The organism is Methylobacterium sp. TK26 (assembly GCF_055361565.1).
On the sequence record NZ_CM143965.1, the window covers coordinates 1,375,633 to 1,396,905 of the forward strand.

29 protein-coding genes are annotated in these 21,273 nt (G+C 69.1%); 18 read left to right on the forward strand and 11 right to left on the reverse strand.

All coding sequences use genetic code 11. From position 1 onward, the window contains the following. Positions 1-31: 31 nt before the first annotated feature. From ACXJ1Y_RS06725 to ACXJ1Y_RS06740, 4 genes are all read right to left on the reverse strand, one after another. On the reverse strand, positions 32-187 hold the full coding sequence (locus ACXJ1Y_RS06725) for a hypothetical protein (RefSeq protein ID WP_243953481.1): 156 nt from the start codon (positions 185-187) through the stop codon (positions 32-34). 177 nt (positions 188-364) lie between these two features. Next, positions 365-601, reverse strand: coding sequence for a hypothetical protein (locus tag ACXJ1Y_RS06730; RefSeq protein ID WP_463849331.1), 237 nt, complete (start codon positions 599-601; stop codon positions 365-367). Between the two features lie 49 nt (positions 602-650). Next, positions 651-2,684: an ATP-binding protein gene (locus ACXJ1Y_RS06735; RefSeq protein ID WP_463849332.1), complete on the reverse strand. Its 2,034-nt coding sequence runs from the start codon at positions 2,682-2,684 to the stop codon at positions 651-653. Beyond that, on the reverse strand, positions 2,684-4,210 hold the full coding sequence (locus tag ACXJ1Y_RS06740; RefSeq protein ID WP_463849333.1) for an ATPase domain-containing protein: 1,527 nt from the start codon (positions 4,208-4,210) through the stop codon (positions 2,684-2,686). Before ACXJ1Y_RS06740 ends, ACXJ1Y_RS06735 begins: the two co-directional genes overlap by 1 nt. A gap of 258 nt (positions 4,211-4,468) precedes the next feature. Between ACXJ1Y_RS06740 and ACXJ1Y_RS06745 the strand changes: the two genes are divergently transcribed. Next, positions 4,469-4,729, forward strand: coding sequence for a hypothetical protein (locus ACXJ1Y_RS06745; RefSeq protein WP_463849334.1), 261 nt, complete (start codon positions 4,469-4,471; stop codon positions 4,727-4,729). Between the two features lie 313 nt (positions 4,730-5,042). Here ACXJ1Y_RS06745 and ACXJ1Y_RS06750 read toward each other — a convergent pair whose 3' ends face one another. From ACXJ1Y_RS06750 to ACXJ1Y_RS06760, 3 genes are all read right to left on the reverse strand, one after another. Next, positions 5,043-5,465 (reverse strand): response regulator, encoded by a 423-nt coding sequence (locus ACXJ1Y_RS06750; RefSeq protein ID WP_463849335.1) that lies wholly within the window; start codon positions 5,463-5,465, stop codon positions 5,043-5,045. Beyond that, positions 5,462-5,626 carry a DUF3606 domain-containing protein gene (locus tag ACXJ1Y_RS06755; protein WP_463849336.1) on the reverse strand — a complete coding sequence of 55 codons (165 nt, stop codon included), beginning with the start codon at positions 5,624-5,626 and terminating at the stop codon, positions 5,462-5,464. Before ACXJ1Y_RS06755 ends, ACXJ1Y_RS06750 begins: the two co-directional genes overlap by 4 nt. 140 nt (positions 5,627-5,766) lie before the next feature. Continuing rightward, positions 5,767-6,177 carry a response regulator gene (locus ACXJ1Y_RS06760; RefSeq protein WP_463850054.1) on the reverse strand — a complete coding sequence of 137 codons (411 nt, stop codon included), beginning with the start codon at positions 6,175-6,177 and terminating at the stop codon, positions 5,767-5,769. A gap of 168 nt (positions 6,178-6,345) precedes the next feature. Here ACXJ1Y_RS06760 and ACXJ1Y_RS06765 point away from each other — a divergent pair, with 168 nt between their 5' ends. From ACXJ1Y_RS06765 to ACXJ1Y_RS06800, 8 genes are all read left to right on the forward strand, one after another. After that, entirely contained in the window at positions 6,346-7,206 is an 861-nt protein-coding gene (locus tag ACXJ1Y_RS06765) for a transglutaminase family protein (RefSeq protein WP_463849337.1), read from the forward strand. A 123-nt stretch (positions 7,207-7,329) separates the two neighbouring features. Further along, the gene (locus ACXJ1Y_RS06770) at positions 7,330-8,862 is read left to right on the forward strand and encodes a sensor histidine kinase (RefSeq protein ID WP_463849338.1); all 1,533 of its coding nucleotides are present in this window, start codon (positions 7,330-7,332) and stop codon (positions 8,860-8,862) included. 32 nt (positions 8,863-8,894) lie between these two features. Further along, entirely contained in the window at positions 8,895-9,266 is a 372-nt protein-coding gene (locus ACXJ1Y_RS06775; RefSeq protein ID WP_463849339.1) for a response regulator, read from the forward strand. Positions 9,267-9,602: 336 nt separating this feature from the next. Continuing rightward, positions 9,603-9,812, forward strand: coding sequence for a cold-shock protein (locus ACXJ1Y_RS06780; protein ID WP_243953490.1), 210 nt, complete (start codon positions 9,603-9,605; stop codon positions 9,810-9,812). 104 nt (positions 9,813-9,916) lie between these two features. Next, positions 9,917-10,279: a DUF6481 family protein gene (locus ACXJ1Y_RS06785; protein WP_463849340.1), complete on the forward strand. Its 363-nt coding sequence runs from the start codon at positions 9,917-9,919 to the stop codon at positions 10,277-10,279. Positions 10,280-10,320: 41 nt separating this feature from the next. Then, positions 10,321-10,518, forward strand: coding sequence for a hypothetical protein (locus ACXJ1Y_RS06790; protein WP_463849341.1), 198 nt, complete (start codon positions 10,321-10,323; stop codon positions 10,516-10,518). A gap of 261 nt (positions 10,519-10,779) precedes the next feature. After that, the gene (locus tag ACXJ1Y_RS06795; protein WP_463849342.1) at positions 10,780-10,992 is read left to right on the forward strand and encodes a hypothetical protein; all 213 of its coding nucleotides are present in this window, start codon (positions 10,780-10,782) and stop codon (positions 10,990-10,992) included. Between the two features lie 42 nt (positions 10,993-11,034). Then, complete coding sequence (locus ACXJ1Y_RS06800; protein WP_463849343.1) at positions 11,035-11,403, forward strand: hypothetical protein; 369 nt, start codon at positions 11,035-11,037, stop codon at positions 11,401-11,403. A gap of 22 nt (positions 11,404-11,425) precedes the next feature. Here the strand turns inward: ACXJ1Y_RS06800 and ACXJ1Y_RS06805 are convergent, their stop codons facing one another. Genes ACXJ1Y_RS06805 through ACXJ1Y_RS06820 form a run of 4 tightly spaced genes read right to left on the reverse strand, consistent with a single transcriptional unit; the run spans position 11,426 to position 12,440 of the window. Next, the gene (locus ACXJ1Y_RS06805; RefSeq protein WP_463849344.1) at positions 11,426-11,698 is read right to left on the reverse strand and encodes a hypothetical protein; all 273 of its coding nucleotides are present in this window, start codon (positions 11,696-11,698) and stop codon (positions 11,426-11,428) included. 11 nt (positions 11,699-11,709) lie between these two features. Continuing rightward, complete coding sequence (locus tag ACXJ1Y_RS06810; protein WP_463849345.1) at positions 11,710-11,955, reverse strand: hypothetical protein; 246 nt, start codon at positions 11,953-11,955, stop codon at positions 11,710-11,712. Between the two features lie 30 nt (positions 11,956-11,985). Next, complete coding sequence (locus tag ACXJ1Y_RS06815) at positions 11,986-12,117, reverse strand: hypothetical protein (protein ID WP_463849346.1); 132 nt, start codon at positions 12,115-12,117, stop codon at positions 11,986-11,988. Between the two features lie 44 nt (positions 12,118-12,161). After that, on the reverse strand, positions 12,162-12,440 hold the full coding sequence (locus ACXJ1Y_RS06820) for a hypothetical protein (RefSeq protein WP_463849347.1): 279 nt from the start codon (positions 12,438-12,440) through the stop codon (positions 12,162-12,164). Positions 12,441-12,746: 306 nt separating this feature from the next. Here ACXJ1Y_RS06820 and ACXJ1Y_RS06825 point away from each other — a divergent pair, with 306 nt between their 5' ends. The 9 genes from ACXJ1Y_RS06825 to ACXJ1Y_RS06865 all read left to right on the forward strand — a co-directional run bounded on the left by ACXJ1Y_RS06825 (position 12,747) and on the right by ACXJ1Y_RS06865 (position 21,056). Next, positions 12,747-12,992 carry a DUF6894 family protein gene (locus ACXJ1Y_RS06825; protein ID WP_463849348.1) on the forward strand — a complete coding sequence of 82 codons (246 nt, stop codon included), beginning with the start codon at positions 12,747-12,749 and terminating at the stop codon, positions 12,990-12,992. A 192-nt stretch (positions 12,993-13,184) separates the two neighbouring features. Further along, positions 13,185-13,904, forward strand: a complete 720-nt coding sequence (locus ACXJ1Y_RS06830) for a cytochrome c biogenesis CcdA family protein (protein WP_463849349.1) — start codon at positions 13,185-13,187, stop codon at positions 13,902-13,904. Positions 13,905-14,103: 199 nt separating this feature from the next. Continuing rightward, complete coding sequence (locus ACXJ1Y_RS06835) at positions 14,104-14,973, forward strand: cobalamin B12-binding domain-containing protein (RefSeq protein WP_463849350.1); 870 nt, start codon at positions 14,104-14,106, stop codon at positions 14,971-14,973. 70 nt (positions 14,974-15,043) lie between these two features. Next, positions 15,044-15,247: a hypothetical protein gene (locus ACXJ1Y_RS06840; protein ID WP_463849351.1), complete on the forward strand. Its 204-nt coding sequence runs from the start codon at positions 15,044-15,046 to the stop codon at positions 15,245-15,247. Between the two features lie 16 nt (positions 15,248-15,263). Next, the gene (locus ACXJ1Y_RS06845) at positions 15,264-16,691 is read left to right on the forward strand and encodes an 8'-apo-carotenoid 13,14-cleaving dioxygenase (RefSeq protein WP_463849352.1); all 1,428 of its coding nucleotides are present in this window, start codon (positions 15,264-15,266) and stop codon (positions 16,689-16,691) included. 236 nt (positions 16,692-16,927) lie between these two features. Further along, positions 16,928-17,620, forward strand: a complete 693-nt coding sequence (locus tag ACXJ1Y_RS06850; protein ID WP_463849353.1) for an MgtC/SapB family protein — start codon at positions 16,928-16,930, stop codon at positions 17,618-17,620. 222 nt (positions 17,621-17,842) lie between these two features. Then, complete coding sequence (locus ACXJ1Y_RS06855; RefSeq protein WP_463849354.1) at positions 17,843-18,163, forward strand: hypothetical protein; 321 nt, start codon at positions 17,843-17,845, stop codon at positions 18,161-18,163. A gap of 33 nt (positions 18,164-18,196) precedes the next feature. After that, a complete protein-coding gene (locus ACXJ1Y_RS06860; RefSeq protein WP_463849355.1) occupies positions 18,197-18,451 on the forward strand; it encodes a hypothetical protein in 255 nt (84 codons plus the stop codon). Between the two features lie 91 nt (positions 18,452-18,542). Further along, a complete protein-coding gene (locus ACXJ1Y_RS06865) occupies positions 18,543-21,056 on the forward strand; it encodes a CheR family methyltransferase (RefSeq protein ID WP_463849356.1) in 2,514 nt (837 codons plus the stop codon). The last annotated feature ends 217 nt before the right edge of the window (positions 21,057-21,273 follow it).

Sequence of the window (21,273 nt, forward strand, 5' to 3'; positions counted from 1 at the left end):
GTTCCCCGCACCCTCTGTGCCCGGCGGGACGTCAGTCCTTCACGGGCGGCTTGCTGTTCTTGAAGCCCTTGGTCTTCACCTCGGCCTTCCGGGGATCCGGCTTGTCCGCCATCAGGCGCTTCACACGTTCGTTGAAGTCCTGGGTGGAAACGCCCTGAGCGCGCCCGGTGGTGAGTTCGCGTGCCATGTCGGCCTCTCGATCATCGGCCCAGGCACGATATTGCGCGAAGGGTCCATCATATATCGGGTTGTAACGACCAATTACAATCGCTGAAAGCGCGGGTAAAACTTGTCGAACGCGCCATGATGCCCACGTCTTGCCGGTCGATCCACTGCCGTTTTCAAGGCTGCGGGCAACTCAGTCTTACCGGCGCCGCTCGTGGCGCCAGAGGGCGACTGCGACCCGGCGGGCCTCGTAGCTGCGGCGCAGATCCGTTCCGAGGTCGCCCTGGGCTTCCGGCGTGAAGCCGTGGATCAGGACCCCGTCGGGACCGTAGCTGCGGCGCATCTCGGCGCGCCAACGCCGGTCGGCCGTTGCGAGCGCCGCCTCCGTGAGGCCGAGCCGGTCGGGGTTGGGTGAGGGGAGGGAGGGGGCGCTCATCCCGGTCAACGCGCCGATCGGCGCCGGGGTCCCGCGAGGGCCACGGCGATCACGAGGCCTTGCCCCCGAGGACCATCCGCAGCGAGCGCGCCAGCTCGTCCCGGCGGTAGGGCTTGTTGAGGACCGGCAGGTCGCCCCGCCCGAGGACCTGCCCCTCGTCGAGGTTGGCCACGTAACCGGAGGTGAGGAGGACCTTGAGACCCGGCCGCAGCTTCTTGGCCTCGGCGGCGAGTTCCGATCCGTTCATGCCGCCCGGCATCATCACGTCGGAGAACAGGATGTCGATCCGCCCGATGCCCTGGAGGTGGATCAACGCCTCGGGGGCGTTCCGGGCCACCACCACCCGGTAATGGAGTTCTTCCAGGCTTTCGACCGCCATCCCGAGCACCTGCTCGTCGTCCTCGACGAGGAGCACGGTGTCGCCGTCGGTCGCCCGGCGCAGCGGCAGGCTGCCCATGGCGCCGGGCCCCCGCTCCTCGCCCGCCGGGTCGCGCGACCGGGGGAACAGGAGGCGGAAGGTCGTCCCGAGGCCGATTTCGGTGGCGATGCCGACGAACCCTCCGGCGCTGCGGGTGAAGCCGTAGACCTGCGACAGGCCGAGGCCCGTGCCCTTGCCGACCTCCTTCGTGGTGAAGAACGGCTCGAACACCCGGGCGAGGGTTTCGGGGGTCATGCCGCTGCCCTGGTCGGCGACCGAGACTTCGACATAGGCCCCCGGCTGGACGCCGTAATCCGCCACGGCGGCGGTATCGAGATGCACGTTCCGGCTTCGGATCTCGATCCGCGAGCCGTCCCCCTCCATCGCGTCGCGGGCGTTGACGACAAGGTTCAGCACGGCCGCCTCGAACTGCGCCGGGTCGATGCGGATCGGGTCCAGGGCCGGGTCGAGGTCGAAGGCGACCTCGATGGCGCCCCCGGCGGCCCGTTCGGCCAGGGGCCGGAAGTCGATGAGGAGCCGGTTCGGGTTCAGGGTCTGCGGCCGCAGCATCTGCCGCCGCGAGAAGGCCAGGAGCTGCTGGGTGAGCTGCTCGCCGCGCCGGGCCGCGCTCATGGCGGCCTCCCCCAGGCGCACGACCCGGTCGAGGTTGTCCGGCCGGCGCAGGATCATGTCGAGGCCGCCGACGATGACGGTGAGCAGGTTGTTGAAATCGTGCGCGACGCCCCCGGTCAATTGCCCGATGGCCTCCATCTTCTGCGCCTGCCGCAGGGCCTCCTCGGTGTTGCGCTGGTCGGTCCTGTCCAGCACGATCCCGGCCATGCGGACGGGCTGCCCGTCGGTGCGGTACTCGGCCCGGCCCTTGGCGGCGATCCAGCGGACGCTGCCGTCCGGCCGGCGGATGCGATATTCGAGATCGAGGGAGCCGCTCTCGACGGCGCGGGCGAACGCGGCCTCGACGACGCCCTGGTCCTCCGGGACGGCATGGGTCACGAAGTCGGCCCGGCGCCACGACGGCAACGGCGCGTCGTAGCCGAAGATGGCGTCGTGCCGGCGCGAGCGCCGCACGGTGTCGTGGATGAGATCGAGGTCCCACGAGCCCATCCCGGCCGAATCGAGGGCGAAGGCCAGGGTCTCGCGCGCCGCCTCGACGGCCCGCGTCCGGTCCTCCACCCGCCGTTCGAGCAGGTCGTTGGCCGCCCGCAGCCGCTCCTGGGCTTCCTCGCGCTCGCGGATATGGGCCCGCGCCTGGTACTGGCGCCGACGGACCCGGAGGGCCGAGGACACCGCGCTGGCCAGGGTCTCGGCGTTGACCGGCCGTTCCAGCAGCACGACGTTGCCGAGCCGGTCGATGACCGTGGCCGCCCTCGCGGTGCGCCGGCCGGGCTGCCGGGTGGCCAGCACCACGAACGGGAAGTCCGACCAGGGCGGCTGATCGGCGATCCAGGCATCGAGGGCGTCGTGGTCGACGTCGAGAAGCGCCTCCTCCGTGACGATGGAGGTCGCCGCCGCGTCGCGGAGGCCGTCGAGCCACGCAGTGGCGTCCGGGCAGACCGCGACGGCGTGGCCCGACCGCGCCAGCAGGCTCGACACCACGGCGGCGTCCCGCCCGCGCGGGGCGAGGATCAGGATGCGGTCCTCGTCCATCACCGCGTCTCGGGGGGATTGGACCCCGGCAACGCCGCCCCGCCCGCGAGGAGCGGGCCGTCGCCGCCATAGGTCGGCACGCCGGAGAGGACGCCGAGGAAGTCGGTGAGGGCGTCGCCGACCTTCAGGCCGACCGGCGTGAGGGTCAGTTCCCGGATGGTGCGTTCGTGCGCGTTGACCCGGCTCTTCAGGACCGACAGGGCGGTGCGGACCTCGCCCTTCGCCTCGAAGTAGCGGAACAGCAGGATGCCGTCGCTGAGATAGCTGAGGTCGATGTCGGAGCGCACGTCGCCGACGACCCCGTGCTGGCCGAGGACCAGCAGGGTCGTGACCCCTTTCTGGTTCAGGTAGTTGAGGAGCTCGTGCATCTGCAGCACGAGGAATTCCTCGCCGGGCATGGCGTGGATGTAGGCGTTGAGGCTGTCGAAGACGACGAAGCTGGCGCCCCCGGCCTCGACCGTCCTGCGGACCCGGCAGGCGAATTCCCCCGGCGAGAACTCCGCCGGCTCGATCTCGTCGATGACCAGCGCGCCGCTCGCGAGATGGGCATCGAGGCTCATCCCCAGGGAGCGGGCCCGCGCCAGCATCGTCTGGCGCCCCTCGTCGAACAGGAAGTAGGAGGCCCGCTGCCCGCGCTCCAGCGCTTCCAGCATGCAGCGAATCGCCGTCGTGGTCTTGCCGACGCCCGAGGGGCCGAGGAGCAGGGTGTTGGTCGCCGGGACCAGCCCGCCCCCCAGGAGGGCATCGAGCTCCCGCGAGCCGGTGGAGGCGGGCGCCATCGAGAAGACCGCGCCGTGATCGTCTGCCACGAGGCTGGGGAAGACCTCGACGCCGCCGGTATCGAGGGTGAAGTCGTGCATCCCGCCGTGGAACTTGACGCCGCGCAACTTCAGGACGTGAAGCCGCCGCCGCGCGGCCCCGAACCCCCGCCGCGACTGCTCCAGCACGATCACCCCATGGGCGATGCTGTGCAGCTGCGTGTCGGCGGTGCCGTCGTCGAGCATGATGACCGTGCATCCGCGCGCGGCGAACATCTGCTTCAGCGCCAGGATCTGGCGGCGGTAGCGCAGGGGGTTCTGGGCGAGGAGGCGCAGCTCCGACAGGCTGTCGAACACCACGCGATCCGGCCGGAGGTCGTCGATCCGCGCGATCACCTCCCGGACGGTCTCGCCGAGTTCGACCTCGGACGGGTGCAGCACCGATTGTTCGCTGTCGGGGTCGAGCCCCATCTCGTTGACGAGTTCGTAGAGTTCGAGGCCGTCCAGACTCCACCCGTGCGAAGCGGCGCTCGCCCGCAACTCGTCGGCGCTCTCCGACAGGGTGACGTAGAGGGCCTTCTCGCCCCGGGCGACGCCTTCGAGCAGGAATTGCAGGCCCAGGGTGGTCTTGCCCGTGCCGGGCGTCCCCTCCAGGAGGTAGAGCCGCGCCCGGGTCAGCCCGCCCGCGAGGATCTCGTCGAGGCCGGGCACGCCCACCGGAATGGTGTCTCGCGGGCTCAAGGCCGTCATCGTCTGGAGGTCGGCCATCGGGCACCCGCGGCTCGGTATCCGGCGGCCGTGTCGTCGGCTCGTGGGCACCAGGGAAAACACATTCGCAGGACAACGTCGCCCGCACGGTTTGGTCCCCTCGCGACATCCCTCGCCGCGACGGGCTCGGCCACGCGGGGGCCCGCCCCGTCCGCATTGCCAATGTATCGCCGATTCACATATCCTGCCGCCGTGCTTGCGCACGAGAACAAAGCGGATACAAGCGATGTCTCTCGTTCACCGGTCAGGGGCCTGCCCATGGACACCGACCCTTTGCCCGATCCGAACGAGGCCGTGGCGCGGGAATACCGCGCGATCACCCTTGCCCATGACGGGCGCGTGAGGGAGGTCCGGTTGCTGTGGGCCGGGTCGGATTCGGAGGCCATCGCGCAGGCGGAGACGCTGGTGCGGGATTGTGCCCTGGACCTCTGGGACGGCTTACGCTTCGTGGAGCATGTCGCGGGACGGCCCATCCGGACGGGGGGCCTGCTCGCCGCCGGCCTGATCGCCAGCGGTTGAACTCAGCCACCGGAGCACGTGGCGCGGATGCTGGGGGACCGGAAAGAGTTCGCTCAACCCGTCGGCGACGCCACGCAGGACCGCATCGTCTGGCGCGTCGCCCTGACGCGTGGGTACAACTATAAATTTCATGCCGTCCCCCAGGGCGATTACCTGCGTCAAACGACCGGATTGCCTATGGTTCCCAGACGGTAAACGGATTTGGCCGAGTGTGGCCCGCGCGCCGCGCGCGCCGGCACGGGCTGATTGGAGAAGCCAGCCTGGCTTCAATCAGTCGTTGAATATGAACAGGGCGTCGGGCCGATGCGGCGTCCTAGATCGACCCGCTCTGCTGAGACACGAAAGCGAACACGCTTCCGACCAGGGAACGGGGTTCGCACGGCTTGGTCAGGAAGCGCGCGCCCTCCGGCAGGTCGCTCGCCCTGGGGCGGTTCTGGCCGGAGATGATCAGCAGGCCGATCTCCGGCCAGCGCATCGCGATCAGTCGCGCCAACTGGAATCCGTCGAGGCTGCCGTCGCGCATGTCGACGTCGGTGATCGTCATCAGCACGTCGGGCTCGGTGGCGAGCACCTGTAGCGCCTCGTCGGCGTTGCGGGCCTCGAACACGACGAGGCCGGCATCGGTGAGGGACTGGGCCATGTCCATCAAGACGATGGGGTCGTCGTCCACGAGAAGGACGCCGATCTTCCGCGCGGACGAGGACGCCTGCTGATCCGGGGCGAGCGCGGCACTCATGACGCGGACCCCATGCGAAGATGGTTCGAGAGCGTGCCGATCCGCGAGCCGACCATCCGCACGGCCTTGCGCAGTTGCGCCTCTGTGATCCCGTAGCGCTGAATCCATGCCGAGCGCACTGCGCGATCGTGAATATCGATGTGCGTGGTGGTGCGACTCACCCGCGGCGTCGGAGTGAAAGACATAGGTTCTACCTCGCGACTTCTTGCGGAAGTTGCGCCTCATGCAGTCGATTGCGTGGATACTCACCAACGGACGCAAGAGATTTAAGTTGCATCACCCAGAAATCGGCATAGGGGCGCTACTCCTTGAGCATCCTCGGCTGCCTCTCGTCCGGCATCGAATTCCGCACGTGATGCCGCACGATCTCGGCGCTGAACGGCTTGCTGATGAAGGTCGCGCCCTGGGGCAGGTCGCCCGGCGTCGGCGCGGCGCGGCCGGAGGCGACCACGACCGCGATGTGGGGCCAGCGCTCGGCGGTCTGGCGGGCCAGGTCGAAGCCGTCCTGGCCACCCGGCATCTGCACATCGGTGAAGAGCAACTGCACCATGGGGTGGTGCCGTTCGAGGACATCAAGTGCCTGGGCGACGTTCATCGCCTCCAACACTTGAAAGCCCGCATCTTCGAGGATGCTGGTCGCGTCCATCAAGATCAGGGCATCGTCATCGACGACAACGGCGTGGGGCGCATCGCGCGAATTTTTCTGTGTCACGTCATTCAACGCGCATCGCGGCCGAAAAAGCATCCTGCCTGCATAAAATACATGAAGTGAGCGTCTGGACGGCAATTGGGCCCTGGGTCGGCCTCGGCGTCGTGCTAAGGCTCGGGGGCGAAGGTCGGGGCGTCCATGCCCGGCCATGGCAGATCCGGGGATGGTCCGTTGGTCGAGGTCAGCATCCGGCACCGGACCACCTATCGCTACCGCCAGCCGGTCAGCCTGGGGCCGCACCAGCTGATGATGCGGCCCCGCGAAAGCCGCGAGCTGCGCCTCCTGTCGAGCGTGCTCACCCTGGCGCCGGAGGCCAGCGTGACCTGGGCGCAGGATGTCGCCGGCAATGCCGTGGCGACAGCCCTGTTCGGATCGCCGTCCGAGACCCTGGTCGTGGAATGCCTGTCGCGGGTGGAACTCTCGGCCAGCGCCTATCCGGTCTTCGACATCGCCGCCTCGGCGATCACCTTCCCGTTCCGGTACACCGACGACGCCTGGGCGGATCTCGGGGCTCTGACCATCCTGCAATATCCGGAGGGCCATCCGAGCCTGCGGGACTGGGCCCAGGGATTCGTCGCGTCCTGGCCCACCGACACCCTGTCCCTGCTCAAGGACCTGAATACCGGGGTCGGGAGCGCGATCACCTATCAGGCCCGCGAGGACGAGGGCACGCAATCGCCGAGCGAGACCCTGTCGCGCGGGACGGGCTCCTGCCGGGACTTGGCGACGCTCCTCGCCGAGGCGGTGCGCAGCCTGGGCTTCGGGGCCCGGCTGGTCTCGGGCTATCTCCACGATCCGACACGGACCCTGCTCGGCTCGGCGGATGCGGGCGCCACCCACGCCTGGGTGGAGATCTTCCTGCCGGGGGCGGGTTGGATCACGTTCGATCCTACGAACCGGGCCGTCGGCGGTGCGAACCTCATCCCGGTGGCGGTCGCCCGCGACATTCGCCTCGCCATGCCGCTGATCGGAAGCTACGCCGGGCCGGCCGGCGCGTTCCTCGACATGGCGGTGGAAGTGAGCGTCGATTGAACAGGCTGCATTGTGACCGATGCGCCGCTCCGCGGTCGATCCTGATGAAGATGAAGTTTGCCGGGTGGCGAAGATCGGCACTTCCGGCTACGAATACTCTCCGCCCTGGCACACACTTGATCGATGAATGACCCGAGCGGGCACGCGCGCAAAACCGCCTTAACCAGCTACGACATCCTCCAGACACCCGCCGAGCACGGCTTCGACGACCTCGTCGCCCTCGCCACCCAGATCTGCGACGCGCCGGTCGGCCTCATCAGCTTCGTGTCCAGCGACCGGCAATGGTTCAAGGCGCGGATCGGCTTCGCCCCCTGCGAGACGCCCCTCAGCCAATCCGTCTGCGCCCATGCGCTGGCCGAGGGGGATATCCTCATCATCCCCGATCTGACGCAGGACTCCCGCACCCGCGACAACACACTCGTGACGGACGAGCCGTTCATCCGGTTCTACGCGGGCGCCGTGCTGAAGGCGGACAACGGCGTCGCGATCGGCACGTTGTGCGTGATCGACACGGTGCCCCGGCCGGACGGCCTGACCCCGCAGCAGAGGTCCGGCCTGCAGGCTCTGGCCCGTCAGGTGATGTCCCAGCTCGAACTGCGGCGGGCCATCGGTGAGCGGGACCGCGCGCTCACCCTCTCCGACGAGGTCCGCGACGCCCTGCAGGTCAGCGAGGAGCGGTTCCGGCTGTCCTCGCGCGCCACCACGGACGTGATGTGGGATTGGGATCGGGAGGGCGACACGTTCCACTGGGACGGCGCCCTGACGCGCGTCTACGGCCACGCGGCCTCGACCGTCGCGCCCACGGCCGCATGGTGGTTCGAGCGCATCCACCCGGAGGATCGCGAGCGCGTCCGCCGGAGGGTCCTCGGCGCCGACGAGGCCGGCTCCCGGTGGGCCGACGCATACCGTTTCCAGCGGGCGGACGGCTCCTACGCGGACGTGCTCAATCAGGCGTTCCTGATCCGCAACAAGGCCGGCCGCGTGGTGCGCATGACGGGCGTCATGCTGGACAACAGCGCGCGGGTGGCGGCGGACGAGCACCAGACCCTGCTCAACCACGAACTCAGCCACCGGTTGAAGAACACGCTCGCCATGGTGCAAGCCATCGCGGCGCAGACCCTGCGCAATGCCGCGAGCCTCGACGACGCGCGCGACGCCCTGCTGCGGCGCCTGATCGCCCTCGGCAAGGCGCACGACATCCTCCTGGCCAGCAACACCGAGCAGGCCGGCATGGAGGCCGTGATCCGGGGGGCGCTGGCGCTGCACGACAACCAGCAGGCGGGGCGCTTCCGGATCGAGGGGCCGGCCCTGGAGATCGGCCCGAAAGCCGCGCTGGCGCTCGCCCTCATGATCCACGAACTGGCGACGAACGCCGCCAAGTACGGGTCGCTCTCGACCGAGACGGGGCATATCGGCATCCGGTGGCGGATCGAGGAGGCGGACGACGCCCCGCAGGTGCGGCTCAGCTGGACCGAGGAGGGCGGCCCGCCCGTGGCGACGCCGACGCGGGCGGGGTTCGGCACCCGCCTGATCGAGCGCGGCCTCGCCGGGACCATCGGCGGGGTGGTCAAGCTGGCGTATCTCCCAGGCGGCGTCACCTGCGATCTCGTGGCGCCCCTCGCAGGTTTTCAGGAAAAAGCCGAGATTTTAAATTGAACAAAAATTATTTGGAGCGCTTGCTCTAGGCTATGGAAAAAATTGTTTCAAAGCCGACCGCTCTGATCGTCGAGGACGAGAACATCACTCGGATGGAGACGGTGGACATTTTCGCCGATGCGGGATTCGAGGTGATCGAAGCCTGGACCGGGGACATGGCTCTGCTCCTGCTCGAAAACTCACCGCACATTGAGGTGGTGTTCACCGATGTGCGCATGCCTGGCCGGGTGGACGGCCTGCGTCTCGCGCAGCTGATCGCCCAGCGTTGGCCCGAGACCGCCGTGATGGTGTGCTCCGGTCCGGTGACGTTCCGGCCGCGAACCCTCCCGGACAAGGCGCGGTTCTTTCCCAAGCCCTTCAGCCTGAGCGAGGTCTCGGCGACGGCACGCGCCCTGGTCGCCTGAATCCTGCTCTCGCTGCCGCACTCATCGAGAGCTGAGCGGTATTTTCACGAGAGAAACAGGCGCAGTTTTATCTTTCTTTTTGGCAGTTTTATTATGCGCGGCGAGACGCGCTTTATCACAGCGCGGCCGCTCATTTCCGTCGAAATGAATTTAGTGCTTGTGATTGTCTCGTCGGTGGCGTACAACAAATACATCGATCTTTGGCCAGATATTCGGCCGTATCGCCCCTCAGGGGCGAGCGCTCTGCATCTCTCCCATCTTCGACGATCAGCGATTGAGCGCGTGGACCCCATGCGCTCGGCACATTCGTTCGCCTAAAATAGATACGGAATACCTATGACCATCGGCACCGTTAAGTGGTTCAACGACACCAAGGGTTTCGGTTTCATCCAGCCGGATGACGGCGGCAAGGACGTGTTCGTCCACATCTCCGCCGTCGAGCGCGCCGGCATGAACAACCTGGTCGAGGGCCAGAAGGTCTCCTACGAGATGGAGTCCGACCGTCGCACCGGCAAGCAGTCGGCCGGCAGCCTCCAGGCTGTCTGAGCCACGCTCGCCTGTTAGCGAGTCATTTCGAGGCCGCTCCGTCGGGAGCGGCTTCACCTGTTTTTCGGCACCCCGGTTGAGCCGCGGTGCATAAAGGAATCCTTGTGGGTCAATCCAGAACAGACCAGCTCGTCGATCGTCTCGAAGCCACGGCCAAGGCGCGGGAGGCCATGCTGGCCCGCTTCCGGTCTCGCCCCGCCGCCGACGATCCGGCCGTGATCGCCCGCCAGGCGGCGCGTCGTGCCATCGTCGAGGCGCGGGACGTGCGGACGGCCGAGCGGGAAGTGGCGCGGCTCGCCGCCGAAGCCGCGCGCGAGGCCGAGGCGCTCGCCGAGAAGGAGCGGGCCGAGGCCGAGATCATCCGCCAGGCGGCCGAGAAGGTCGAACGGCAGGCGGCGCTCGCCGCCGAGCAGAAGGCCGCGCGCGATGCGCGCTTCGCGGCCCGCAAGGCGCGCGCCCGCCGCTAGGCGGGAGTGCCCGCACCCGCCATCACCCTGGAGGACGAGTCATGTCTCACAAGTTCAAGATCGGCCAGCATGTCCGCCAGCTGGGGACCAGCTATGCCGGCAGCAAGAGCATCGTCGACGGCCTCTTCGAGGTGGTGCGCCTGACGCCGGACGACCGCTCCGGCGAGCCGACCTACCGGATCAAGTCCGCGAGCGGCGAGCGCGCCGTGCGGGAAGGCGAGCTCACGCACGCGAGCTGACCGGTTCGACCGGTCGCACGCGGCCGCGCAGCGAGGACCAAGACGATCGCGAGCGAGACACGGGCCTGTGGGCCCTGCACCCTGTGCTGTTCCGTCCTGGAGATCCAGGTCCTCGACAAGCCGGCGGGCGTCCTGTGCCGCCACAACACCGGGACTGGATGCGGGATCTACCGCGACCGCCCGGAGGTCTGCGCACGGTGGAATTGCCTGTGGCGCAGGATCGACGCCCTGCCGGACGGGCTCAGGCCCGACCGATCCGGCGTGATGTTCTCGCTGGAGAACCGGCCGCCCGCGTCCGACGCGCCGGAGGGCGCCTGTATCGTCGGCCGCGCCGTGCGTGACGCCGCCGACGTCGACGGGCCGGACATTGCCGAAGCCTTCGCCATGTTCGTGCGCGAGGGCTCCCTGCCGGTGTGGAAGGTCTCCGAGCGGGGGGCGACCCTGGTGCATCCGGGCCCGCGGTTCCCCTCGTAACGCCCGGCGGCGCACCCCATGCGGCCTGCCCAGGAGGATCCGATGTCCGTCATCCGGTGGCTGCTCACCAAGGCGATCCAGTTCTTCTTCGGCAGCGCTCACGAGCGGAAATCCGACGTGATCGCGAAGGAGAAGGAGGAGGGGACCTTCGAGGGTGCGTCCGCGCCCCAGGCCAGGACCTTCGAGGACAATTACGCGGCGGCCGCAAGGCTTCTCAGGACGCGGATCGACCGGCAATTCCCGGACGCCTATTACGCGCGGCTGAGCCCGGGCCGGAACAGTTCCTACGATTACGGGCAGGACCGGGCACAGGCCATCGACACCATCTCCGTCGCCATCGCCATGGCTCTGCGCAACGGCGCCACCGTCCAGCAGGCCGCCGAGGCCGGCGCCGAGAGCGTCGGCATCTGAGGCGAGGAGACGGCGCGGGGCGTCACCCTTGCCGCGTTCCCGCCATCTCGCGGGTCCGCTCGATCATCGCGCACAGAACCGCGCGGAAGGCGTCCTGCTCCTGGGAGCGGGACCCCGCGCGGTCGTCGTCCTGGAATTCGGCCAGAAGCGCGTCGAGGGCTTGGTTGCGCCGCTCCGCGCCGTCCTCGCGCAGGATCGTCTGCAGCAGGATGTCCTGGGCGGCGGCGAGATCGTTCCGGTCCGCCCTGTCGGCGAGCGTGCGAAGGGCGTCGAGCCCCGCGTCGCGTTCGTTCATGCTCTTGTCCATCAATGACCGCGCGGGAGAGACGGCCTCGGCATAAGGCTCTCGACGCGTAGCTTCAAGCGGGTGGCCCGGATCGCCTCGACCGTCCGCCACGGGACGTTACGGGCGAGGCTCTCGGCCTCGAGGTCCGTCAGCCGGTCGATCAGCTGCCCCCGTTCCTGCAGGCCGGGGTGCAGCGACATCTGGCCGATCATCGCGATCAGCCTGCGCATCAGCGGGCAGATCCGCGCGCGTGTGGCCTCGCTCATGCGGCGGCGTCTCGACGGTCGCGCATCGGCTCAGCTCCGGCCGGCGGTCTTCATGACCGAGGCGACGGTCCCCTTGGCCGAGGGCGCCGCCGCGTTGGACTTCGGCACGGGCTTCTTCGGCTTCTTGGTCTCGCGGTTCCCGCGCTTCTTTTCGATCGCCATGGTCTCGCTCCTCGCTCCGCGTGGCAGGCCCGACAGGGCCGACGTCACGCCTCTGTCGTCGGCCGTTCCGCGAGCATCCGGATCGTGGTCGCGATCGGGAAGTCGAACCCGCCGAGCACGGCGACGAGGCGGTTGCTGGCCCAGAGTTCGGTGCGGTGTCCCGCGGTCAAACCCTTCGCCTGGCGCTGCGCGTCACCGTCGTTGCGGGCGGTGATGATGCAGGTCGTGACCACGCCGCCGCTCGGGGCGAGCCGATGCACCTGATAGGCGCGGCGCGCGTGCCGGGAGCGGGGTTGGGCGGGGAATGCGATGAGGTCTGCCACGCGCGCCTGTCCCTTGCAGGCGGGGGCACGGACCCTCAGCCACCGGAGCCTGGATCAACCGATCCGGTGATGCCGGCACTGTGCGCCTTCGTGCACCGCAAAGATAGCCCCGCCTCGGCCTCGTTCTTCGGCCGCGCTTGAGGTGATGATCGCAATGAAACAGTAATCATAGGATGAAGCTCGCAAATCCGAAGGAAGACGCAAGCTGATCCAGGTGAGCGCGCCCGTCCGGGAATGGGGTCAGGTTCGTCCCGGTCGACGCCCGGCGCGTCGGCAGGGGGGCATTCCAGTCGGACGGGAACGCCGATGCCGCGTTATTTCTTCAACACCGCGAGCGAACGGCTCGTTCTGGAGGACGAGGAAGGGACCGAACTGTCCGGTACGGACGCGCTGCACGACATGGTTCGCGCGACGCTGGCCAACATGTTCGACGCCGAGTGCAACCGCGAGGACGCGCTGCAGAGCTTCTCGATCCACGCGCTGGACGAGGACGGCAACGAGGTCATGGCGGCGATCCTGAAGCTGACGATCCGAACCGCCTCGCACAGCTAGGCTTTCGCCGGCGCGCCCGGCTCGAAGGGCCCGGGCCGCCGGCCCGCTGCGGCGGATCGGCATGGCATCACCCCGCACCGGAAATGTTACGAGCGTCGGGCCCGTCCGGTCCCTCGGGAGTGACACGATGCGCCGCCTCGCCTTAAGCGTCCTGCTCGCCGCCCTCTTCGCCACGGCGACCTGACCTCCCCCATGATCGGCACCCTCGGCCTCGCCTTCCTCGCCGGCATCCTGTCGGTCCTGTCCCCCTGCGTGCTGCCCCTGCTGCCGCTGGTGCTGGGCGCGGCGGCGTCCGAGCACCGGCTCGGGCCGGCGGCGCTGGCGGCGGGGCTGGCGCTCTCCTTCGTGGCCATCGGGCTGTTCGTGGCGACGATCGGCTTCACCATCGGCCTCGATGCCGGCCTCTTCCGCCTCGTCGCGTCCCTCCTGCTGGTGCTCGTCGGCCTCGTGCTGATGGTGCCCGCCGCGCAGACGCGCCTCGCCGCCGCCGCCGGGCCGGTGAGCGACTGGACCGAACGCCGCTTCGGCGGCTTCTCCTCCGCCGGGCTCGCCGGCCAGTTCGGCGTCGGCCTGCTGCTCGGGGCGGTGTGGAGCCCCTGCGTCGGGCCGACCCTCGGGGCGGCCTCGCTCCTCGCCTCGCAGGGGCGGGACCTCGGCGCCGTGGCGCTCACGATGCTGCTGTTCGGCCTGGGTGCGGCCCTGCCGCTGCTCCTGCTCGGCCTCCTCTCCCGCGAAGTGCTGATGCGCTGGCGCGACCGGATGATGGGGCTCGGCAAGGGGCTGAAGGCCGCCCTCGGCCTGATCCTCGTGGCGACCGGCCTGATGATCGCCACCGGCTACGACAAGGCGGCCGAGACCGCCCTGGTGAATGCCTCGCCGGACTGGCTCACCGCCCTGACCACCCGGCTCTGACTGTCCGTAGGAATATTGGGGCGGTCTTTACATCGGCGTCCGGCGCGGCTCTCATAGGTTGCGGTGATCGAGCGGCCGGTAAGGCCGCCGCTGCCTCCGCAAAGGGGGGACGATGCGCGACTTCGGTTCGTCCGGACGCCGTTGGGAGGACGCTCCTCCTCGCGATTCCCACCATGCGGCGGAAGCCCGCCAACGCTACGTGCGCAAGCGTGCCGCCGAGGCCGCGCGCCTGCGCTGCCTCGCCCTCGGACAGGTCGTCCAGGCCGAGATCATTCCGCAGTTGGTTCTCCGCCATCGCGATTCGCGGGCCGAGCCCGCCGAACCGGCCGCCGGTTTCGCCGAGGGACAGGTCGCCGCCTTCACCGATCTCGCCCTGGCGGCGGATGACGAGCCCGTGGTCGCGGCCTTCACGGCCCTGATGGCGGCGGGGCACTGCGCCGACCGCCTGTTCCTCGACCTGCTGGCGCCCTGCGCGGCCCTCCTGGGCCGCATGTGGGACGAGGATCTGTGCGACTTCATCGAGGTGACGACGGGCGTGGCCCGGCTCCAGCGCCTCGTGGCGCGGTTCCGCCTGGGGGAGGGGACGGCCTCCCCGGATGAGCGGCGGCGCCTGCTGCTGCTGGGCGCCCCGGACGAGCAACACACGCTCGGCGTGCGGGTCGTCGAGCAATTCCTCCGCAGGGCGGGCTGGGACGTGGTGATCGGCCTGTCCGCGAGCCGGGAGGAGATCGCCGCCCGGGTCGCCGCCGAATGGTTCGGCGTGGTCGGCCTGACGCTCAGCAGCGTCACCCGCGTCGAGCCGCTCGCCGCGATCATCCGCGCCGTGCGGGAGGCCTCGTGCAACCGCGCCATCGGCGTGATGGTCGGCGGCCCGATGTTCCTGCGGCACCCGGACCTCGTTCACCGGGTGGGCGCGGACGCCTCGGCGGTCGATGCGGCCACCGCCGTGCTTCTTGCGCAGCGGCTGCTTGATCTTGCCGCCGATCAGGCCAAGTCGTCAGGACCGAACGAAGGTCCGAACGCCTTCGGGGCAGGGACGGGCGGCGAGGCGGGCCGCCCGGAGGCCTGAACGGCGGTGTGGGATCGAACCGGCGATCCACGCCGCACCAGTCACGACGTGCAGCGAGGACCCGACACCCATGAACACCGAGGAAGTCGAAGACCTGCGACGGGCGCGCGGCGCCCTGGCCCGCCAGCGCAACTACATCGCCAAGCGCATGGGCGGGATCGAGTTGGCGCCGGTGTCCATGGCCGAGGATTTCAGGAAGATCCTGACCGCGATCGAGGCGCTGGACCGCGCCCTCGCGGATGCCGGGCATCCGCACATGGACGGGGCGGACTGACGGATCGCGGCCGGTGGTGCCGAACCGCGTCCAGTCGGCGCTCCGGCTCGCGGCCGAGGGCGGCGTCGGCCTGTGGGCGGCCTGCAACCGGCTGCGCCTGCCGGGAACGGCGAACCCCTTCGTGGTCGGCGTCCACGCGCCGATGCGCGAGGAACTGACGGTGACGGACCTGCCCGTCACCGGAGCCATCCCCCCCGGGTTCGACGGGCTCTACCTCAAGATGGGGGCGAACCCCGTCGCTCCGACCACGCGGGGCCACGACTGGTTCCTCGGCGACGGCATGGTGCATGGTCTGGCCATCGAGGGTGGCCGGGCGCCGTGGTACCGCAACCGGTGGATCGGCTCCCGCACGGCTTCGGCCGCCCTCGGACGCCCCGCCGCGCCCGGACCGCGCCGGGCCGGCAACGACACCGTGAACACCAACGTCGTCGAGATCGGCGGACGGATCTTCGCCGTGGTGGAGGCGGGCAGCTTTCCCGTCGAACTCTCCCGGACCCTGGAGGAGCAGCGCTACAACCCGTTCGACGGGACGCTGGCCGGGTCCTTCACGGGGCATCCGCACCGCGACCCGCTCACCGGCGAGACCCACGCCATCGCCTATGACGGCCGCGTCTGGGACAGCGTCCGCCACGTCGTCCTCGCGCCGACGGGGCAGGTCGTGCGGGAGGTGCCGGTCGCGGTCGAGCACGGGCCCTGCATCCACGATTGCGCGATCACCGCGCGCTACGCGATCGTTCTGGACCTGCCGGTCACGTTCTCGTTCCGCGCCCTGCTCGCGGGCTATCGCTTCCCGTTCCGCTGGAATCCGGCGCATAAGGCCCGCGTGGGTCTCCTCCCCCGGCGGGGGGAGGGTGGCGACATCCTGTGGTGCGACGTCGATCCCTGCTTCGTGTTCCACGTCGCCAACGCCTACGACGACGCGGACGGGCGGGTGATCCTCGATGTCGTCGCCTACGAGTCGGTGTTCACCGCCGTCGGCGGCGGCCTCGACCGGCCGGGCCGGCTCGAACGCTGGACCGTCGACCCCGCGACGCGGCGGGTCGCGCGGCGGTTGCTCGATCCGGACGCGCAGGAATTTCCCCGCATCGACGAGCGGCGTTTCGGGCAGCCTCACCGCTTCGTCTACACGGTCAGCGTCCCCGCCGACGGCAACACGCAGCTTGCCGGGGCGACGGAGATCTACAAGCACGACCTCGCGATGGGGGAGCGGCAGGTTCACGCGTTCGGCCCCGACCGCATCCCGGGGGAGTTCGTCTTCGTGCCCGCCCATGCCGGGGCCGGCGAGGACGAAGGCTGGCTCGTCGGGCTCGTCCTCGACACAGCCCGCGACACGACGGATTTCACCATCCTCGATGCGCGCGCGTTCGCGGCGCCGCCCGTCGCCACGGTGCGCCTCGCGCACCGGATCCCGCCGGGCTTCCACGGCAACTGGTTCCCGGCGTGATCCGCTGTGCAACGGTGTGATGAAGGATCGCGGCGTCCGCCTACCCGCCGCAGGCCTCGACGCTCCATGACCCGGAACATCCGGGACCGGGTCTGAGCCGCGGGCGACGCAGGGGCTCGGGAGCCCCTAAATTCCGGTTCATTCAGGAACGCGGGGGTGGGCTCAGCCTTCCTGTCATCGCCCGTGCCCCCGAAGGGCCGAGGCCGGGCATCGACAGTGCAAACCATGGAGCTTGAGTGACAGCCGATCTCACCTTCGATGTCGTGATGGTGCGTCTCGCGTTGAGTTTCGCCGCCGCGTTCCTGCTGGGCTGGAACCGGGAGGAGTTGGGTCATCCGGCGGGCATGCGTACCATCGTGCTGCTCTGCCTCGCGGCGTGCACCGCGATGCTGCTCGGCAGCTCGCTCCTCACCGAAACCCGAGGCGACGCCGCCGGCCTGTCCCGCCTCGACCTGATGCGGCTGCCCCACGGCATCCTCGCCGGCATCGGGTTCATCGGCGCGGGGACGATCCTGAAGCAGGGTAGCACGGTGCGGGGCGTCACCACGGCCGCGACGGTCTGGCTGGCGACGGTGGTCGGCCTCTGCTTCGGGGCCGGCGCTTGGCCGCTCGGACTGGCGGCGACGCTTCTCTCCCTCGCCACGCTGCAGGGGCTCGGCCTGGTCGAACAGCGTCTCAGACAGAGAAGCTACGGCACCGTCACGCTCGCGTTCGACGCCGGGGAGACATCCCACGCCGCCCTCTTGAAGCGCCTGCGCGCCGAAGGGCTCGCCATCCGGTCGAGCACCCTGGAGCAGGAGGCCGGGAAAGGCACGCTGCGCTGCCTCGGCGCCCATCGCGGGGACGACCCGGACTGGGCGCTGTCCCTCATCGCCACCCTTCGAAACGCGGACGGCGTCCAGCGCATCTCGTGGGAAGACATGGCCTGAATGCGGCCGGCAGCGCGCGCCTCAATGACAAGTCTATCGCTCGCCAATCTTAAGAAAATTATCTTTATGACTTTCGCCGACTGAATACAAATTCGGCCCCATCAGTTGTGTTGGCCGCCTACTCAATTTGCCACATTCGCGGATTGAGTGCATGGTCGATACGGCCGGTGGGTCGTCTCTTCATGCGCGTTCACTGAGGCTTGGAGCGTCACGATGGACCGCATGCGCGCAGACCGGTGCCTCGAAGTCGCCCGCGCGCTGCGCGCGGCGGCCGAGGAGACGCGGCGGACGCTTCAGACATCGCGCGATCTCGTCCGGCGCTCGTCGGAGCAGTCGCTCTCGGCGGCGGCACCCGCGCCGTGCCGCGACGACGACCTCCCGCCCTCGAAGGACTTGGTGGAGTCCGTCATCGACGCCTACGAGACGGCGCAGGACGAGGCGGACGCGCAGACCTGCCTGCTCCTGGGCCATGTGCTCCAGCATCTGGGTCGGCGCATCCTGAATACGGTCGGCCCGAACGGGATGGGTATCGCCGTGCACTGATCGCACCGTTGCGGCCGCCAGCGAAGAGGGCACATGATCGGTGAAGATCCGCACGGCGAGGGTCACGCCAACGCGCTGGGCCGCATCGCCTCCACCCTCGGGGTGCCGGTCGAGGCCTTCCTCGCCGCCGACCCGGCGGCCGGTCCGGACATCGCGACGGCCGGGATGGACCTGGACGCGTCGGCCCAGGTCCTTGCGCTGCTGCGCCTGTTCGTGCGGTTGAAAAGTCCCGAGGCACGGGCCCGCTGCCTGTCCTATGTCGTGCAGGAAGCCATTCACGACGGTTGATCGGGAACGCCGTCCCCGACACATGGCCAAGCCCGGCGATGCTCGGCTCGATCGGCGCCGTGGCATCGGCCGTGAGGTTTAGAACACGATCATGGACCAGGATCACTTCCCGATCATCGGCATCGGCGCGTCGGCCGGCGGCATCGAGGCCATGCGCGGCTTCTTCCGCGGGGTGCCGGAGACGCTCGCGGCGGCCTTCGTCGTCGTGACGCATCTCAGCCCGCAGCATGAAAGCCTCCTCCCGGATGTTCTGGCCCGCTTCACCCCGCTCACGGTCGTGGCCGCCACCGCCGGCGTGGCGGTGCGGCCGGGCCACGTCTACGTCATGCCCTCCGGCCATACCCTCGGCATCGCGGACGGCCGGCTGACCCTGAGGCCGCTCGGGCCGGAAGGCCGGGAGACGAAGCCGATCGACCTGTTCCTCACCGCCCTGGCGATCGACCAGGGCGAGCGTGCGGTCGGCGTGATCCTGTCCGGCGGGGACGGCGACGGCGCCATCGGCGTCAAGGCGATCAAGGAATATGGCGGCCTGACGCTGGCCCAGGTGGCGGACGGCTACGGCCCGGAAGCCGCCGACATGCCGATCAGCGCGATGCGCACCGGCTTCGTCGATTTCGGCGAGACGGCCGAGCGGATGGGGGACCGGATCGCCGCCCACATCCTCACGGATCGCGCCGCCTCCCCGGCCTCGGATGAGGACCTGGCGAACGACGAGATCGACGCCGAATTCCTCAAGGAAACCTTCGGCATCCTGCGGCGGCAGGTCGGCCACGACTTCTCCGGCTACAAGCCCAGCACCTTCATCCGCCGCCTGCAACGGCGCATCAGCATCATCGGGGCCTCCGGGCCGAGCGGCTACCTCAAGCTGCTGCGCGTGGATTCGGCCGAGGTCGGGGCGCTGTTCCGGGACCTGCTGATCGGCGTGACCAACTTCTTCCGCGACACCGCCGCCTTCGACGCCCTCGCGACGCAGGTCGTCCCGAAGCTGTTCGAGAACCGGTCGTCGTCCGACGTGGTGCGGATCTGGGTGCCGGCCTGCTCCACGGGCGAGGAGGTCTACTCGCTGGCCATCCTCCTGCGCGAGCACATGGCGGCCCTTTCCGATCCGCCGCGCGTGCAGATCTTCGCCACGGACATCGACGAGCGCTCCCTCACCGTCGCCCGCGCCGGGCGATACCCGCGGGCCTATCTCGACGCCGTCTCGCCCGAGCGGATCGCGAGGAACTTCGTGACCGAGGGCAGCAGCGTGATGGTCGGCAAGGACCTGCGCGACCTGTGCACCTTCGCCCCGCACAGCGTCCTGCGCGATCCGCCGTTCTCCCGGCTCGATCTCGTCTCCTGCCGCAACCTGTTGATCTATCTCGGGGTCGAGGCGCAGCAGCAATTGATGCCGGTGCTGCACTATGCGCTGCGTCCGCGCGGATACCTGTTCATCGGCATGGCCGAGAACGTGACGCGCTTCGAGGACCTGTTCGATACGATCGACAAGCGGCACCGCATCTTCCAGGCCCGCGACGCGGTGGTGCTCGCGCGGCTGCCGGCGATGTCCGGCCCCGAGACGCCGAGCTTCGCCAGCGTCGGACAGCACCGGCGGCGCAACGCGACGACACACATGGCCCTGCGGCACGCGGTGGAGGCCCAGATGCTGGCCGAGTTCACCCCGCCGCACGCGGTCGTGACGCGGACGGGCGAAGCCGTGCACTACTCGTCGCGGATCGGCGACCACCTGGAGGTCGTCGCGGGCCAGCCGACCCGCGAATTGGCCGCGATGGCGCGCAAGGGGCTGCGCCTGGAATTGCGGACGGCTCTGCGCGAGGCGATCGAGGGGAATACGCGGGTCGTGCGCGGGGGCATCGGCGTCGAACTGCCCGATGGCCGTCTCCAGACGGTCTCCCTCGTCGTCAAGCCGCTGCCCTCGCCCGGCGAGACCGAGCCGTTGTTCCTCGTCGTGTTCAATGAGGCGGCCCCCCCGGTCACGCGGGAGCGGCAGCAGAGCCTGGAGTCGGACGAGCGGGACGCCGTGATCCAGGGGCTGGAGCGCGAACTGACCAGCATGCGCGAGCGGCTTCAGGCCGTCATCGAGGAGTACGAGACGTCCCTGGAGGAGCTGAAATCCTCGAACGAGGAACTCTACTCCGTCAACGAGGAGATGCAGGCGGCGAACGAGGAACTCGAAGCCTCGAAGGAGGAGACGCAGTCGCTGAACGAGGAGCTTCAGACGGTCAATTCCGAGCTGGCGGCGAAGATCGAAGCCATCGACCAGATGACCGACGACCAGTCGTTGCTGTTCGAGGGCACGAATATGGCGAGCGTGCTGCTGACGCCCGATCTCCGGATCCGCATGTTCACGAATGCGGCGGCACAGATCTTCGGCCTTCAGCCCAGCGATGTCGGCCGCTCTCTGCGCAATTTCTCGGCGCCGATCCCCCTGTCCTGGCTGGAGGACGAAATCCCGGCGGTGCTCATGGAGAACCAGCCGTGCGAGCGGACGGTCGATGGGGCGGATGGCGCGCGATACCGGGTCCGGCTGATCGCCTCGACCCGGAAGGGCAACCGGTTGCCCGGAATCGTCGCGAACTTCACCAACCTGCGCGAAGAGTCATGATCGGGGAGGGGCCGTCCGGCCCCCTATGATCCGGCTTCGTCAAAAAAAGCTGCGCTCTTGAGAAAATGATCTTGGCGGAGCACCTTTAAAGAACTGGCGCGATAGCGGCGGCATGCTCGCAAAAACTCACTATTGTGAGTGAAACGGCTGAGGAACTGCTATATAACTGCATTATCGCGGGCAGCGTAATATGGGCGCCGGCGGCTGGTAGACGCAT